Annotated in this window: 14 protein-coding genes; 8 read left to right on the top strand and 6 right to left on the bottom strand. The window is 73.4% G+C overall.

Annotation, left to right across the window (positions count from 1 at the left end; all coding sequences use genetic code 11):
• Positions 1–52: 52 nt before the first annotated feature.
• Positions 53–1,618 (top strand): 4-coumarate--CoA ligase family protein, encoded by a 1,566-nt coding sequence (locus FFT21_RS02270; protein ID WP_225978039.1) that lies wholly within the window; start codon positions 53–55, stop codon positions 1,616–1,618.
• A gap of 34 nt (positions 1,619–1,652) precedes the next feature.
• Here the strand turns inward: FFT21_RS02270 and FFT21_RS02275 are convergent, their stop codons facing one another.
• The 3 genes from FFT21_RS02275 to FFT21_RS28720 form a co-directional block, all read right to left on the bottom strand.
• Positions 1,653–2,387, bottom strand: a complete 735-nt coding sequence (locus FFT21_RS02275; RefSeq protein ID WP_137812046.1) for a YqjF family protein — start codon at positions 2,385–2,387, stop codon at positions 1,653–1,655.
• 235 nt (positions 2,388–2,622) lie between these two features.
• Positions 2,623–2,859 (bottom strand): hypothetical protein, encoded by a 237-nt coding sequence (locus FFT21_RS02280; RefSeq protein WP_192909353.1) that lies wholly within the window; start codon positions 2,857–2,859, stop codon positions 2,623–2,625.
• Positions 2,856–3,020 carry a hypothetical protein gene (locus FFT21_RS28720; protein WP_153816527.1) on the bottom strand — a complete coding sequence of 55 codons (165 nt, stop codon included), beginning with the start codon at positions 3,018–3,020 and terminating at the stop codon, positions 2,856–2,858. Before FFT21_RS28720 ends, FFT21_RS02280 begins: the two co-directional genes overlap by 4 nt.
• Positions 3,021–4,118: 1,098 nt before the next feature.
• Here FFT21_RS28720 and aspS point away from each other — a divergent pair.
• The 4 genes from aspS to FFT21_RS02300 all read left to right on the top strand — a co-directional run bounded on the left by aspS (position 4,119) and on the right by FFT21_RS02300 (position 9,819).
• The gene (gene aspS / locus FFT21_RS02285; protein WP_137812047.1) at positions 4,119–5,915 is read left to right on the top strand and encodes an aspartate--tRNA ligase; all 1,797 of its coding nucleotides are present in this window, start codon (positions 4,119–4,121) and stop codon (positions 5,913–5,915) included.
• Between the two features lie 298 nt (positions 5,916–6,213).
• The gene (locus tag FFT21_RS02290) at positions 6,214–7,401 is read left to right on the top strand and encodes a hypothetical protein (protein ID WP_137812048.1); all 1,188 of its coding nucleotides are present in this window, start codon (positions 6,214–6,216) and stop codon (positions 7,399–7,401) included.
• A gap of 141 nt (positions 7,402–7,542) precedes the next feature.
• Positions 7,543–8,385 carry an SGNH/GDSL hydrolase family protein gene (locus FFT21_RS02295; protein WP_307722891.1) on the top strand — a complete coding sequence of 281 codons (843 nt, stop codon included), beginning with the start codon at positions 7,543–7,545 and terminating at the stop codon, positions 8,383–8,385.
• Positions 8,386–8,463: 78 nt separating this feature from the next.
• Positions 8,464–9,819 carry a replication-associated recombination protein A gene (locus FFT21_RS02300; protein ID WP_503826163.1) on the top strand — a complete coding sequence of 452 codons (1,356 nt, stop codon included), beginning with the start codon at positions 8,464–8,466 and terminating at the stop codon, positions 9,817–9,819.
• Positions 9,820–9,833: 14 nt separating this feature from the next.
• Here FFT21_RS02300 and FFT21_RS02305 read toward each other — a convergent pair whose 3' ends face one another.
• Positions 9,834–11,657, bottom strand: a complete 1,824-nt coding sequence (locus FFT21_RS02305; protein ID WP_225978041.1) for a sulfatase-like hydrolase/transferase — start codon at positions 11,655–11,657, stop codon at positions 9,834–9,836.
• 156 nt (positions 11,658–11,813) lie between these two features.
• On the opposite strand from FFT21_RS02305, the gene FFT21_RS30215 reads away from it, so the two are divergent.
• The 3 genes from FFT21_RS30215 to FFT21_RS30480 all read left to right on the top strand — a co-directional run bounded on the left by FFT21_RS30215 (position 11,814) and on the right by FFT21_RS30480 (position 12,543).
• Positions 11,814–11,939, top strand: coding sequence for a hypothetical protein (locus tag FFT21_RS30215; RefSeq protein WP_264081617.1), 126 nt, complete (start codon positions 11,814–11,816; stop codon positions 11,937–11,939).
• Positions 11,940–11,966: 27 nt separating this feature from the next.
• Positions 11,967–12,221, top strand: a complete 255-nt coding sequence (locus tag FFT21_RS30475; protein WP_307722892.1) for a hypothetical protein — start codon at positions 11,967–11,969, stop codon at positions 12,219–12,221.
• A 118-nt stretch (positions 12,222–12,339) separates the two neighbouring features.
• Positions 12,340–12,543 carry a UbiD family decarboxylase domain-containing protein gene (locus FFT21_RS30480; RefSeq protein ID WP_307722893.1) on the top strand — a complete coding sequence of 68 codons (204 nt, stop codon included), beginning with the start codon at positions 12,340–12,342 and terminating at the stop codon, positions 12,541–12,543.
• Between the two features lie 159 nt (positions 12,544–12,702).
• On the opposite strand, the gene FFT21_RS02320 is transcribed toward FFT21_RS30480, so the two are convergent.
• Positions 12,703–13,398: a DUF4386 domain-containing protein gene (locus tag FFT21_RS02320; protein WP_137812050.1), complete on the bottom strand. Its 696-nt coding sequence runs from the start codon at positions 13,396–13,398 to the stop codon at positions 12,703–12,705.
• 31 nt (positions 13,399–13,429) lie between these two features.
• Positions 13,430–14,917 carry an MFS transporter gene (locus FFT21_RS02325; RefSeq protein ID WP_137812051.1) on the bottom strand — a complete coding sequence of 496 codons (1,488 nt, stop codon included), beginning with the start codon at positions 14,915–14,917 and terminating at the stop codon, positions 13,430–13,432.
• Positions 14,918–15,007 lie beyond the last annotated feature (90 nt).

Genomic DNA, 15,007 nt, shown 5'->3' on the forward strand with positions numbered 1-15,007 from the left:
CAGGCACTGATTCCCGATCGTGGTGCGCGATCGGCAACGAAGGTAGGCTGACGTGACTGTGATCACCAGTGCCGAGCCCACCGTCGAACCGGCCGAGGTGCCGGTGCACGAACTGGTGCTCGGCGGTGCCGCGGCGCGCGGTAGCCATCCCGCCCTGGTGGACGGCACGACCGGCCAGACCATCGGCTACGCCGAACTGGCCGGCATGGTCGACCGGTTCGCCGCCGGCCTCGCCGAGGCCGGGCTGGCCAGGGGCGACGTGATCGCCCTGCACAGCCCGAACACGATCCTCTTCCCGGTGGTGCTGCTCGGCGCGTCACGCGCCGGGGTCGTGGTCACCACGCTCAACGCGCTGAGCACCGCGCAGGAGATCGCCGAGCAGCTCACCGACGCGCGCGCCCGGTGGCTGGTCACCGTGTCCGCGTTACTGCCCACCGCTGAGGAGGCCGCCGCGCGGGCCGGCGTCGAGCAGGTGTGGGTCTGTGACACCGAGGACGGGCACCGCTCGGTGCGGGAACTGCTCGCCAGCACCGCCGAGCCGCCCGAGGTGGACGTCGACCTGGACGAGGACCTGTTCGTGCTGCCCTACTCCAGCGGCACCACGGGACGGCCGAAGGGCGTGATGCTCACCCACCGCAGCGTGGGTACGAACTCCAACCAGGTGCTGCGGTCCTGGTCCCGGGTCACCGGCGACGACCGGGTGCTGGGTGTGCTGCCGTTCTTCCATATCTTTGGCATGTGCATCCTGCTGAACTACCTGCGCGTCGGCGGCACGCTGGTGGTGCTGCCGCGGTTCGAGGTTGACTCCTTCCTCTCCGCCCTTGCCGAGTATCGGATCACCCGGCTGTACGCGGTGCCGCCGATCGTGCTCGCGCTGGCCAAACATCCCGCGGTGGACTCCTACGACCTGAGCAGCCTGCGCGAGGTGCTGTCCGCGGCGGCGCCGCTCGACCCGCGACTCGGCGAGGCGTGCGCCCGCCGCATCGGCACCCGGGTGGTGCAGGGGTACGGCATGACCGAGCTGTCCCCGTGCAGTCACCTGGTCGCGGACGACGTGGCCGGCCCGGTGCCCGGCTCGGTGGGCACCCTGGTCGCCGGCACGCAGGCCCGCCTCGTCGACCCGGTCACCGGCGCGGACGTGGCCACCGGCGACGTGGGTGAGCTGTGGATCCGCGGCCCGCAGGTGATGAAGGGCTACTTCGGCCGGCCGGAGGACACCGCCGCCATGATCGACGCCGACGGCTGGTTGCACACCGGCGACCTGGCCCGGGTCGATGCGGACGGCTACTTCTTCATCGTCGACCGGGTCAAGGAACTGATCAAGTACCGGGGCTACCAGGTGCCGCCCGCCGAGTTGGAGGCCGTGCTGCTCGCTCACCCGGAGATCGCCGACGCCGCCGTGGTCGGCTGCTACGACGACAACGGTGACGAGGTGCCCAAGGCGTTCGTGGTTCCCTCGCCGGGCCGGACGTTGGACGCCGACGCGGTGATGGCCTACGTCGCCGGGAAGGTCGCCCCGTACAAGAAGGTCCGCCGCGTCGAGTTCGTGGACGTCATCCCCCGGGCGGCGTCCGGCAAGATCCTCCGCCGCGAACTCCGCGAGCGCCCGGCCGGGTAAGCGTCGGCTCGGCCGGCCTGCCGGTGGCGGAGGCTCAGCCAGGGACCCGCAGCGGAGCCCCGAACCGGGCCGGGACGCCGGGGGAGTAGAGCACGCTCACTGGTTCGTCGGTGGGGCGGGGCAGTCCGGTGGCCGCGACCAAGCCGTCGTCCAGGTCGTCCAGCGTGGCGGCGTGCAGCGGCCACGGCGGGTGCTCGTTGGGCAGGTACAGGCTGCGGCCGCGCCACGCGGTGTGCAGCCCCCAGCGGGCGGTGAGAAAGTGCTCCAGCGGCGACGGTTCGGCGAGCGCCGGACCCGGAACGATCTCGATCCGGCTGGTGACCGTCGAACCGCGGCGACGGCAGGTGTAGCCGAGGCGCGGTCCGCTTCGCCACAGCCGCATCGCCGCCCACCGGTAGCCGAGCCCCAGGCCCCACCGGCCGGCGAGAACCGGCAGCAGCCGGCCGGCGTCGAGGGAGAGGAACACGACGCCCCGCCGACCCTGCCGGTCCACCGAGTACACCCGCACGTTCGTCTCCGGAAAGGTGCCCAGGTAGGGCAGGCCCGGCCCGCGGCAGAGACCGGTATGCCGCATCCGGAACGCGACCAGACCGACGTAGGTGGCGCCGTCCAGGGTGTCGGGCCGCGCGCCGGGCGGCAGCAGCGGCCACACGGCGTCCGGGTCAACCGGCCAGTGCAGGAAGGTGACGTCCCGCCACTGCTGCACCAGCAGCGGCCGCCGCACCGGTCGCGGCGGGTGCGGGGTGATCGGCTCCGCTGCTGCGTCCATGGCTCCATGGTGACGACGGCCGATCGGTCCCGACGGTCCGACCCGGAGGCTGTTTCGACACCACCGGCCCACTGCCTCGGTGAGGGAGCCTTCCCGGTGCGTCAAGCCGCGTCAGCCGACTCGACCACGGTGGCAGAGCGCCGTGCCGCGGGACGTGACCCGGGCGCATCTGGTCCGCCCTGGTGACGATCGCCGTCGCGCGCGAACCCGCGAAAAAGGCAGCCGGGTGACGCCGCTATCCGCCGCCGGGTGGCAATTCCACACTGGACGGCGGCGGCATACGGACCAGGCAGGGAACGCAGGGCATACCCGCGGGACCGGGAAGCAGTTCCGCACTGCCCGGCGCGATGCGCTCGCCGCAGAAGGCGGTCAGCGCGTCGGGGACCGCGTCCGGTTCGGGCACGGGGACGACGTGCACCACCCGTTCCCGCTCGCCGCGCAGACCCTCGCGCAGCCGCACCAGCAGGATCACGGGACCGCCCTTCGGCGGCGCACCAATCGGGACCGCCACACCGCGCAGGTGGCCGAGCGGGCCACCCGCCGCACGACCGCCTCGCCGGCCCAGTAGGCCGGCAGCGCGAAGATGCCGAGAAGTGTCGCGACCAGGTGCCACGCCGGATGAACATCGATCATGCGATCAAGAGTGCTGCGGCGGCGCGCCGAGCGGAACCGGGTAGGCCGGGGAGACCTGGGGAGAGTTGGCCGGCACCCCGGTCGGCGGGCCCGATGTGTCGGCCCGCGGTGCCACGATGCGCGTGATCACGACGACCAAGGGGGGTGACGGTGGTGGGACCCAACGATCGGCTTCGGGCGGCGCGGGGACGCACCCGGTCACGCGAGGTACCGGGGGAGTGCATGTCGCGGCGCGAGGTGGCGAGGGCAGTCAACGCCTACCTGTACCGCGCCACCGGCAAGGTCTACCACTTCGACGCGCACCACCTGGCCAAGCTGGAACGTGGGGTGCATCGATGGCCGACGGCGGCCTACCGTGCCGCGCTGCGGCACGTGCTCGGTGCCGCCAGCGATGCCGAACTCGGCTTCCACCCGCCCCGCCGCGGCGGGGCGGGGCCGGCCGGGGACGCGGCCGAGGACGCGGGCGAGCCCGGCCGGGACCGCGCCGGGCTGGCCGGGCTGCCGATCGGCTTCGCCGGGGTCTCGGCGCCGGTGACCGGACGGCCGAGCGGTGACACCGGCCACGGCCGCCGTGCGGTCGCGCCCGGCCGCTCGCCCGCAGGTGGTGGGTCTCCGTCGGGTGGGCCGGCCCCCACACCTCCCGCTCGGACCGGCGCCTCGGCCGCGGGCCTGCGCCGGGTGCTCGGTGCCTGTTCTGAGAACGCGCGCCGCGATCGTGCCGCCGGGGCTCGCAGTGACCGGGCACGTCCCTGTTCGTCCTGGTGGCTCGCCCCGCCCGGTGGCTTGCCCCGCCCCCACGATCGCAGGGGCTTCGCCCTGGCGCATTCCCGAAATCGGCATCGCGGGTCAGTCCAGTTCCGGAACAGGCTGCCAGCGAGGCGCCGTGTCCGCGGTGGCGCGGACATGGGCCGCGCGCGCCCGAAGGGCCCGCACCACCCCGGCGCGGACGTCCGACGCTGGCGCGCCGTGGCGCGACCAGCACGTACAGTGAGAGTGCTGGGTGGCCGGCGGGAAACCTGCTGGGCGCCGGCCCGAGACGGTTGGCTAGCCTTTTCGGGTCCTGCACCTGTACACGGTCTGATGAGGAGAGCAGCACCCGTGATGCGCACGCACGAGGCCGGGACGCTCCGCGCCGAGCACGCCGGGCAGTCCGTCACCCTCACCGGTTGGGTGGCGCGCCGGCGCGATCACGGTGGGGTGATCTTCATCGACCTGCGGGACGCCTCGGGCGTGGTGCAGGTGGTCTTCCGCGAGGGCGAGATGGCTGAGCGGGCGCACCGGCTGCGCGCGGAGTTCTGCGTGCGGGTGGTCGGCACGGTCGACGCGCGGCCCGAGGGCAACGAGAACCCGGAGATCCCGACTGGTGAGATCGAGGTCACCGCGGATGTCCTGGAAGTGCTCAGCGAGTCGGCCCCGCTGCCGTTCCCGGTGGACGAGCACGTGGAGGTGGGCGAGGAGGCCCGGCTGAAGTACCGGTACCTCGACCTGCGCCGCCCAGCGCCGGCTCAGGCCATCCGGATGCGCAGCGAGGTCAACCGGATCGCCCGGGAAACGCTGCACGGCCGCGGCTTCGTCGAGGTGGAGACCCCGACGCTGACCCGGTCCACCCCGGAGGGCGCGCGGGACTTCCTCGTGCCGGCGCGGCTGCAGCCCGGCTCGTGGTACGCGCTGCCGCAGTCGCCCCAGTTGTTCAAGCAGTTGCTGATGGTCTCCGGGCTGGAGCGGTACTTCCAGATCGCCCGGTGCTACCGCGACGAGGACTTCCGCGCCGACCGGCAGCCGGAGTTCACCCAGCTCGACATCGAGATGAGCTTCGTCGACCAGGACGACGTGATCGAGCTGGGCGAGGCCATCGTGGCCGGGCTATGGCGCGGTGTCGCCGGGTACGAGATCCCCCGGCCGATCCCCCGGATCAGCTACGCCGAGGCCATGGCCCGCTACGGCACGGACAAGCCGGACCTGCGGTTCGACCTGCAGCTCACCGACCTCACCGGCTATTTCGCCGAGACTCCCTTCCGGGTGTTCCAGGCCCCGTACGTCGGCTGCGTGGTCATGCCCGGCGGCGCGGACCAGCCCCGCCGCCAGCTGGACGCCTGGCAGGAGTGGGCCAAGCAGCGCGGCCACAAGGGGCTCGCCTACGTGCTGGTCGGCGAGGACGGAACGCTCGGCGGCCCGGTCGCCAAGAACCTGGCCGAGCACGAACGTGAGGGCCTGGCCAAGGCCGCCGGAGCCGAGCCGGGCGACTGCGTCTTCTTCGCCGCCGGGGAGCCGTCCTCGGCGCGCGCTCTGCTTGGCGCGGCCCGGCTGGAGATCGGCCGCCGCTGCGAGATGATCGACGAGTCCGCCTGGTCGTTCGTCTGGGTGGTGGACGCGCCGATGTTCGAGCGGGACGACGAGGGCGGCTGGACGGCCGTGCACCACCCGTTCACCTCCCCGAACGCGGACTGGCTGGACCGCTTCGAGGACAGCCCCGGCGAGGCGCTCGCCTGGGCCTACGACATCGTCTGCAACGGCAACGAGATCGGCGGCGGTTCCATCCGTATCCACCGCGCCGACGTGCAGCAGCGGGTGTTCGACGTGCTCGGCATCTCCGACCAGGAAGCCAACGAGAAGTTCGGCTTCCTGCTCGAGGCGTTCAAGTACGGCCCGCCGCCGCACGGCGGCATCGCCTTCGGCTGGGACCGCATCTGCATGCTGCTCGCCGGCGCCGACTCGTTGCGCGACGTGATCGCCTTCCCGAAGACCGGCAACGGATTCGATCCGCTCACCGGCGCACCCGCGCCGATCAGCGCCGAGCAGCGCAAGGAGGCCGGGGTGGATGCCAAGCCGCCGGCCAGGCAGGGCAAGGGAGATCTGGAACTGCCGAGGCACGCGCAGCCCACGCACCGGCCCTGAAACCGTTCGCACGCCGCGATGCCGGCACGGCGTAAGCGCGCCGTGCCCATCCGGCCACGGCTTCGTGCTGGTGTTCAGGGGCATGTCCGACTACGTTTCGGGTGCCGGGCGATCGCTGGGCCGAACGAGTGGACCTGGGCACCCCATCGACACCCGCGGGCGTTATTGACGTGTGGTGATGTCCAAGCGACCGATACGGCCAGGTTCCGCTGGACCTCCTGCGGGCGCCAGGGACCGATCATTCGTGGCATGGAACGAAACCAGGAGCGGGCAACCGCCGGGAACAGGGTCGGAGGGAATGAGCCTGGTGATCAGCGCCGGCCCGGTCGACGCGGAGACCGGTGACAGCGGTCCCGACCCGGTCGCCGCCGCCGAGGCGGTGCTGAGCAAGCGTTTCGGCGCGCCGGTGCGGCTGGCCGACCCGGAAGAGTTGAGCGACGGCGACAAGGCCGCGGTGCTGCGGGTGCGGGTCGCCGCCACCCCGTTCTCCCTGCCGAAGACGTTAGTGATCAAGCGGTACCCGCCGCACCGAACGGACCGCGGCCCCGACCCGTTCGCCCACGAGGCGGTCAGCTACCAGCTGTTCACCGCGCTCGCGCCGGAGGAACGGCTCGCCCCCGAACTGGTCGCCCAGGCCAGCGAGGAACGCGTGGTGGTGATCGAGGACCTCGGCCGCTCGCCCACGCTCGCCGACAAACTGCTCGGCGCGGACGCGCGCAGCGCGGAACGCGCCCTGCTGTCCTGGGCACGCACCCTCGGCCGGCTGCACGCCATCACCGCCGGCCGGGAGGCCGACTTCGACGCGCTGATGCGACGGCTGGGCGTGCGGCGCTGGCAGGACCCGCTGGCCGAGCAGGCGCGCACCGCACTGGCGGAACTCCCCGTGCTGCTGCGGGACACCCTCGGTGTGGACACCGCACCGGCGGTGCAGCAGCGCGCGCTGCGCACCGCGCGGTTGCTCGGCGCGACCCGCTACCGCGCGTTCAGCCCGGCCAACGCCTGCCCGGACAACACCATGGTCACCAGCCGGGGCGTGCGCTTCCTCGACTTCGCCGCCGGCTGCGTGCGGGACGTCGCGCTGGACGCCGCCTTCCTGCGTGTGCCGTTCCCGTCGTGCTGGTGCGCCTATGCGCTGCCGGTGGGCATGTCCGAGGCGATGATCGCGGCCTGGCGCGCCGAGGTCGGTTCGGTGTGGGCGGACCTCGAGGACGACGCGGTGCTGCTGCCCCGCCTGCTCGACGCGCAGTTACTGTGGGTGTGGCTGTCCACCTGGCAGTCGCTGCCCTGGCCGGCGCAGGCCACCGTGCAGGTGCCCGGCCCGCGGAGGGCCACCGCGCTGACCGCCCGATGGGAGCGATTGCGGTCCGACGCCGCCGCGCTGGGCGTGCCCGAACTCGCCGAGCACGCCGACGCGGTGGCACACGCGCTGCAGGCCCAGCCGGGCCAGGACGCCGTCGAACTCCCGCTCTACCCCGCGTTTCGCTGAACACTCCAGCACCGCGCACCGATCGTTCCCCGAGGCGTCCCTGTCAGGACACTCCGCTCTCACCGCGGGTGAGCCCGGACCCGTCATGGTGTGGCCGTGGCCGTGCCAACATGTGTAGCAGCAGGTGGGGACCTGCCGCGGGTGGTCCGTAGCCTGGTGGTGCTGGGGGACTCGACCGCGGTGGGCATCGGTGACCCGCTGCCGGACCGCACCTGGCGCGGGTTCGGTCCGCTGCTCGCCGACGCCGTTCGCGTCGCCGAGCCCGTCCGCTACCTGAATCTCTCCGTGTCCGGAGCGAGGATCAGCAACGTCCGCCGGCAGCAGTTGCCCGCGGCGCTGCGACGGGAGCCGGACGTCGCCGTGCTGGTCGCCGGTATGAATGACACGCTGCGCTCCGACTTCGAGCCGGCGCGACTGTACGCGGACCTCGACCGCATCGTCGGGTCGCTGCGCGCCGCCGGCGCCGCCGTGCTCACCGCCCGCTACCACGACCACAGCAAGGTGTTCCGGCTGCCCGGACCGCTGCGCCGGGCGCTGGTGCAGCGGATCGGCCAGCTCAACGAGGTCACCGACGCGGTCGTGGCGCGGCACGCGATCGGATGCCTGGACCTGGACCGGGTGCCCGGCGCCTACGAGCGGGCGGCGTGGAGCGTGGACCGCCTGCACCCGTCCGAGCTGGGCCACCGGATGCTGGCTCGCGGCTTCGCGCGGATGCTCGCCGACACCGGATGGGCGGTGCCGCATCCGGTCAGCCTGGCCTGCTCCGGCGGTGCGCAGATCACCGGCTGGCACCATCTCGCCTGGCTGGCCTTCAAGGGCGTGCCGTGGCTGTGGCGGCGCGGGCGGGATCTGATGCCCTACGCGGCCGCGATCATCATGCGGGAACTGCTCGGCGAGGAACCGCTGGGTCCGCAGCGGGCGCTGGATGTGGCCCAGTCCCCGGTGTGGCTGGACGACCCGGAGGGCGCCGCCCAACCGGGATAGCGCCGGGGTGGCCCGCCGGAGCTGTCGGCCGGCCGGGGTAGCGTCGGAGCCGTGGAGGACGCGCTGTTCGACGGCGGCCTGTTCGGCGTCGAGGCCGAGGAGCGCGCCGAGCGGGCGATCGCGGCGAACGCGCCGCTCGCGGTGCGCATGCGGCCGCGGTCGCTGGACGAGGTGGTCGGGCAGGAGCACCTGCTCGGCCCGGGTGCGCCGCTGCGCCGCCTGGTGGAGGGCGCGGCCCCGGCGTCGCTGCTCCTCTACGGCCCGCCCGGGACCGGTAAGACCACCCTGGCCATGCTGGTCTCGCAGGCTACCGGCCGGCGGTTCGCCGCGCTGTCCGCGCTGTCCGCCGGGGTGAAGGACGTGCGCGGGGTCATCGAGGAGGCCCGGCGTCGGCTGGCCCGCTCCGGCGAGGCGACCGTGCTGTTCATCGACGAGGTGCACCGGTTCTCCAAGACCCAGCAGGACGCGCTGCTCGGCGCCGTGGAGGACCGGATCGTCCTACTGGTCGGCGCCACCACGGAGAACCCGTTCTTCTCGGTGGTCTCGCCGCTGCTGTCCCGCTCCCTGGTGCTGGAACTGCGGCCGCTCACCGACGATCACGTACGCGAACTGGTGCACCGGGCGCTGGCCGACGAGCGGGGTCTGGCCGGCCGGCTGGCGCTGGACTCCGACGCCGAGCATCACCTGGTCCGGTTGGCCGGCGGTGACGCCCGGCGAGCGCTGACCGCGCTGGAGGCGGCTGCCGACGCGGCCACCGCCACCGGGGCCGACCGCATCGGCCTGGCCACCCTGGAGTCCACGGTGGACCGGGCGGCGGTGCGCTACGACCGCGACGGCGACCAGCACTACGACGTGATCAGCGCGTTCATCAAGTCCATCCGAGGGTCCGATGTGGACGCCGCACTGCACTACCTGGCCAGGATGATCGCGGCGGGGGAGGACCCGCGGTTCATCGCCCGCCGGCTGGTGGTGCACGCCAGCGAGGACGTCGGCATGGCCGACCCGACGGCGCTGCAGACCGCGGTGGCGGCCGCGCACGCGGTGCAGTTCATCGGCATGCCCGAGGGCCGCCTCGCGCTCGCCCAGGCCACCATCCACCTGGCCACCGCGCCCAAGTCGAACGCGGTGATCAGCGCGATCGACGGCGCGCTGCGGGACGTGCGCGGCGGCACCGCCGGCTCGGTGCCCGCGCACCTGCGGGATGGCCACTACGCCGGCGCCGCCCGGCTCGGGCACGCGCAGGGCTACCGCTACCCGCACGACGTGCCCGAGGGGGTGCTGGCGCAGCAGTACCCACCGGACGAACTGGTCGGGCGGGACTACTACCGGCCCACCCAGCGCGGCGCCGAACGCGCCCTCGCCGACCGGGTGCCGCGGTTGCGGCGCGCGGTCCGCGGCGAGGATCAGGGCACCGGCGGCGAGCGGGCCGGTTAGCGCCCGCGGTGCCGTCAGTGGGTGCGTGAGGCCTGCGATCCGAAGGCGGTCAGGAACCGGTCGCGGAAGGCGCTCATCGGCCAGACCGGGGCCTGCGAGCCGGGCTTCAGGCCGTCCTGCCAGCCCCACCCGGAGATCCGGTCCAGCACCTGCCGGTCCTTGGCCACGATCGTGATCGGCACGTCTCGGCTGGGGTTCCCGCCGGTGACGAGCGGGATGGGCTGGTGGTCGCCCAGGAAGATCATGACCAGGTTGTCGTTGCCGTACTTCTCCAGGTAGGAGAAGAGGCTGGTCAGCGAGTACTCGATGGACTGCCGGTAGGCGGCGCGGACCCGTTCCGGGTCCCGCCACACGGCGTCCTGCTGGTCGCCGTGGGCGGCGATGGGCCCGTACACCGAGCCGTCACCGACGTCCTTCCAGTCGATGAACTGGGGCAGCGGCGCCCACGGAATGTGGCTGGAGGTGAGGTCGATCTCCGCCATGAACGGGGGCCGGTTCGGCTTGCCGTACTCGGCGTTCTGGAAGTGCAGCAGGGTGTACTGGTCGGGCATGGGGGACCAGCCGAAGCCCGGCCCGCGGTAGCCGAGGTTGCCGTCGTTGTAGGTCCGCTGGAAGCCGTAGTAGGCCCCTTCCGGCCAGGCGCGGTTGGTGCCCGGTTGGACCGCGACCGTGTCCCAGTTGGCGCGGTGGAAGGCGCGGCTGAGCGTCAGCCGGTTGCTCGAGGTGAGGGTGCGGTAGCGCTGCTGGTTGTCCACCCACAGCCCGGACAGGAAGGTGGCGTGCGCCAGCCAGCTCCCGCTGCCGTACACCGGCGAGGTGAGGAACCCGCTCTTCGCCGCGTACCCCGCCGCGGCGAGCCGGCGGTTGCCGTCGTCGAGCACCGCGTTGACCTGCGGCGCGAACTCCGGGTCCTCGATGGCGGACCGCCCGTAGCTCTCCACGAAGGTGACGACGACGTCCTTGCCGCGCAGCGCGGTGAGCAACTGGTCGGCCGGGGTGCTGGCGAACGGGTCCACCGCGGCCTGCCGGTCGAACTCCTGCTCGTCACGCACGCTCGCGCGCACCTGGGCCGCGTGGTGGTAGGCGAGGCCGGCGGCGGCCCGGGAGGCGGTGGGGATCCCCGGGGCGCTCTGCGCGCCGAGCGCGGCGCAGGTGACCCAGACCACCGCGAGCGCCGCGATGCCACGGAAGGCCGTGGCCTCGTGCCGGACCAGGAGGCGGGTCAGCCGCAGCACGGCCAGCGTCGTGAGGGTGAGCACGGCGATGGTGAGCACCGCGGCGGCGATCACGGCGCCGATCGCACCGAGCCGACCGATCGAGGTGTTCAGGTACCCCACCGCCTCGCCGAGCAGGTTCCCGTCGAGCACCGGATCGAACGGCCGGGCGAGCACCGCGAAGAAACCCATGTCGATGACCCTCACGATGGACAGCGCACCGAGGCCCACGCCCATGAGGACCGCCGCGATCAACCTCAGCCTGCCACGCAGCAGCAGCAGGAAGGCGGCGCCGAGCAGACCCTCCACCGGCACGCGCAGGAACGCGCCCGGCGTGATCAGGTTGAGGTCGTTCGGGAGGATGAGGGCGAACAGGACGAACAGCAAAGCCAGGGCGTTGATCACCCGGGCCAGGACGGCCCGCCGCCCGCCGCCATCGGCCGGGGATGCGGGGGCGTCATCCACCACCTGCCCGTCCGGAGCCGCCGGGTCCGCGGGCGCGCCGTCCGCCGCGAGGTCGTGCGCGGCCGCGCCCTCGGCCGCCGGATTCTCCGCCGGTGATCCGTCCGGCGTGGCCGTCGATGCCTCGGTCGTCGGCCGGCGAGAGTTCGTGAATAACGACAAGCCGAAGATCCTTCCCGTGCGAAGCCCGGTGTCGCCGGTTCCCTGCTGCCAGGGCGGGAGGACCGGCGGTGCCCACCCTCTGTACGGCCGTCCGCCGCCGGTGGTTCAGCCGGGCTGGGCACGGGTCAGGCCTCGGGCACAAACCACCCGGAGACCGTGGACGACGTGGTGGACCACATCGTCGCCCGGGTGCTGGACCAGTTCGACCTGCCCGCGCCGGCCGCCCGGCGCTGGACCGGCCTCGCCGACGCCCGCGCCGCCGACACGCGCCGGACCGCATGACGTACGCCCGAGGAGGACACTGGATTCATGGCGTATGACGACCTGCGTTCCTTCCTGGACACGCTGGACACGCACAGGCAACTGCGGCACGTCGGCGAGCGGGTGATGCCCGAGCCCGACCTGGGCGCCGCGGCGAACGCGGCGGCCCGGCTCGGCGACACCGCACCCGCGCTGTACTTCGACAACGTGGCCGGGTTCACCACGCCAGGATCGCGCCGAACGTGCACGGCTCGTGGACCAACCACGCGCTGGCCCTGGACCTGCCGCCGACCACCCCGGTGAAGGAGCAGGTCGCCGAGTTCGCCCGGCGCTGGGAGCGGTTCCCGGTGGCGCCGGAACGCCGGGACGATCCGCCCTTCGCGGGGAACACCTGGCGGGCGAGGACGTCGACCTGTTCCGGGTGCTGCCACTGTTCCGGCTGAACGACGGGGACGGCGGCCCCTACGTGGACAAGGTCGCGGTGATCAGCCGCGACCCGGACGACCCGGACAACTTCGGCAAGCAGAACGTCGGCATCTACCGCATGCAGGCCAAGGGCCGCAACACGCTGGGCCTGCAACCGGTGCCCATGCACGACGTCCGCCAGGGCGCTCACCACCGATGACCACGACGGCGCTGCCTACCAGCTCTCCGGGCCGGAGGCTCTGACGCCGCGCCAGGAGCTGGCGATCCTCGCCGACGCCCTCGGCCGCCGGTTGCACGCCGTCGAACTGCCCGGTGGCGCCGGTGATCACGATCATGGTAAGTGCCTCCTCAGCGTCCGTCAGAGTCGCGGCTGGCGTCGTGGGCGGGTGCGGGGGAGCAGGAAGCCGACGGCGAGCAGCCAGAGCGCACCGCCGAACCGGGTCACCGGCAGAGCCGGGTCGAGCGCCGGTGTGAGCAGCGCGCCGGTGGCCAGCACGCCGACCACGGCGAGCGCCATTCCGGCCCAGCCCAGCGCGCGGGGTAGCAGGGGCAGGATCAGTGCCGGCACCGAGACGCCGGCCACGAGCAGCGCGAACGGCACGGCGTACCCGACCCCGCCGGCGGCGAAGGACAGTTGCGCCAGCAGCTTGGCCAGCGCGGGATCCGCGACGTCCGCGGTCTCCGCCCGGGTCCAGCCGACCAGGCCGCCCAGGGCGAGCGATCCCGCGGCGAGCAGCCCGCCGGCGAAGCCGATCGCGGTGCCGGGCGCGGTCACGCCGAGCACCCGTAGCCGCCGGTAGCTGGTGGCCGCCCAGATGGCCAGCGGCATGGCCGAGCCGAACTGGAGGAACGCGGCCAGTCGCAGCGCGCCGGCGTGGCCCCGCTGGTAGGTGAGCACGGCCTCGGCCGGCGCGGACGGCAGCGGCACGCCGGCGGACACGGCGACGCCGGCGACCATCAGCGCGACATAGGCGAGCGCGAGCACCCACAGCGGTGGTCCGCCCTGCGCCCGCGCCCCGATGGGCGCGCTGGTCGTGGTTGCTGTCGTGATCATGGGTCTCTCCCATCGACTGAACGGCCTGCCCTCAGCCGGCTCGCGGCTGCGGGGCGGGTGCGTTGATCAGGGCGGCGGCCAGCATCGCCGCCACGGTCAGCAGCCCGGCGGCGTAGCCCGCCGCGACGGTGTAGCCGTGCAGCAGGCCGCCGAGGTGCGCGGCGCCGGCGGAGGGATGCGCGGCGAGGTAGCCGGCCGTGGCGGTCGCGGCGACCGTGTTCAGCACCGCCACCCCGATCGAGCCGCCGACCTGCTGCGCCGTGTTGACCACGGCGGCGGCCACGCCCGCGTCCCGTGGCGGGACCCGCTGGGTCGCGGTGCTCATCGCGGGCACGAACACGCAGCCGATCCCCAGGCCGAGGACGATCTCGGCGGGCAGCACCCCGGTGAGGTACCCGCTCGCCATGGTCAGCCGGGAGACCATGACCATCGCGGCGGCGGCCACCAGCAGGCCCGGGACGATCAGCGCCCGTGGTGGCACGCGGGGCAGCGCCCGGGAGACAGCCTGCGAGCTCGCCAGCACGGCCGCGGACAGCGGCAGGAAAGCCAGCCCCGCCCGCAGCGCCGAGTAGCCCAGCACGACCTGCAGGTAGTAGGTGAGGAACAGGAACAGGCCGAGCATCCCGGCGACCGCGAAGGCGACGGACAGGTAGGCGCCGGCCCGGTTGCGGTCGGCCAGGATCCGCGGCGGGAGCAGGGGACTGCTCGCCCGCGACTCGCGCAGCACGAAGAGGGCGAGCAGCGCGGCGGCGGACAGCAGTGGCGCGAGCACCGGTGCGGAATCCCACCCGTGGTTCGCCGTCTGCGCGCAGCCGGCGACCAGGGCGACGAGAGCGCCGGTGGCCAGCACCGCCCCGGCCAGGTCCAGCCGCGGCCGGTGATCGGTGCGGGTGTCCGGGATGGTGAGCCGCCCGCCGAGCGCGGTGGCCACCGCGACCGGCACGTTGACGTACAGGCACCAGCGCCAGCCCAGGTACGCGGTGAGCACGCCACCGAGGAGCAGCCCCACCGCACCGCCGGCGCCGGCGATGCCACCGAACACGGCGAACGCCCGAGCCCGCTCGCGCGGCTCGACGAACATCGTGGTCAGCAGGGCCAGCACGGCCGGCGCCATGAGCGCGGCGCTGGCACCCTGCAGGGCCCGCGCCGCGACGAGCATGCCGAGCGTTCCCGCGACGCCACCCAGGGCGGACGCGCCGGCGAAGCCGGCCAGGCTGATCAGAAAGGCGCGCCGGCGCCCGGCGTGGTCGGCGACCCGCCCGCCGAGCAGTAGCAGGCCGCCGAACGCCAGGGTGTAGGCGGTGACCACCCACTGCCGATCCGCGTCGGTGAACCGCAGCGCGACCTGCGCCGACGGCAGCGCGATGGTCACGATCGTGGCGTCCAGCGCGATCATCATCTGGGCCAGCGCGACGAACACCAGCGCCGCCCAGCGCCGTGAGGGGGCCGGCGCGCCGCTCCGGCTCAGGCGGCCTCGGACCGCCGGATCCGGGCCGGTGCGTGTCCGTGTACCGCTCATGGCACATCCCTCCCGCCGTCCACCGGCCGCGACGCGGCCGACGACTCTCCACAGAGGACGGTTCCGCTGCGTGGCCCGATCCTCGGCGGC

Source organism: Gandjariella thermophila (assembly GCF_005405885.1).
In the GTDB taxonomy this organism is placed as follows: Bacteria; Actinomycetota; Actinomycetes; order Mycobacteriales; family Pseudonocardiaceae; genus Gandjariella; species Gandjariella thermophila.

Excerpts from the sequence above, each read along its gene's own strand:
- FFT21_RS02320 (WP_137812050.1), bottom strand. The coding sequence starts at position 13,398 with ATGATCACGACAGCAACCACGACCAGCGCGCCCATCGGGGCGCGGGCG.
- FFT21_RS02275 (WP_137812046.1), bottom strand. The coding sequence starts at position 2,387 with ATGGACGCAGCAGCGGAGCCGATCACCCCGCACCCGCCGCGACCGGTG.
- FFT21_RS02325 (WP_137812051.1), bottom strand. The coding sequence starts at position 14,917 with ATGAGCGGTACACGGACACGCACCGGCCCGGATCCGGCGGTCCGAGGC.
- FFT21_RS30475 (WP_307722892.1), top strand. The coding sequence starts at position 11,967 with ATGGCGTATGACGACCTGCGTTCCTTCCTGGACACGCTGGACACGCAC.
- FFT21_RS02290 (WP_137812048.1), top strand. The coding sequence starts at position 6,214 with ATGAGCCTGGTGATCAGCGCCGGCCCGGTCGACGCGGAGACCGGTGAC.
- FFT21_RS28720 (WP_153816527.1), bottom strand. The coding sequence starts at position 3,020 with ATGATCGATGTTCATCCGGCGTGGCACCTGGTCGCGACACTTCTCGGC.